General features: G+C 27.9%; 1 pseudogene. It reads right to left on the bottom strand.

Annotation, left to right across the window (positions count from 1 at the left end):
* Positions 1-101, bottom strand: a pseudogene (locus KI369_RS29060) (FtsB family cell division protein); the annotation flags it as partial.
* Positions 102-330 lie beyond the last annotated feature (229 nt).

A 330-nucleotide genomic window follows, 5' to 3' on the forward strand; every position in this document is an offset into this window, starting at 1 on the left:
ATAAATCGCCTTAGTTTTTTCTTATTAATTGCTTGATTCTCATTAGACTGTGATAGTTGTTCTTGTATATTAGGAACATTTATTCGCTTGAGTTTCCTCATTATGAAATCCCCCTAACACATATATTTTCACTACCATCGGCATGATTTCTTATTAACTTTAATTCTATTCTTATAAAATAAGCTCCTTCACAAAAATATCTCACTAATTAACCAATTAAAGATAGCATTCGACGACATTTCCATATTTACATTGCATTTTTTTATGTATGCTGGCATAAAATAGTAGTTTCTGTTATTCTTTTTCTACTATTGTAGAAGAGTTTTTTTA

The organism is Bacillus sanguinis (genome assembly GCF_018332475.1).
In the GTDB taxonomy this organism is placed as follows: Bacteria; Bacillota; Bacilli; order Bacillales; family Bacillaceae_G; genus Bacillus_A; species Bacillus_A sanguinis.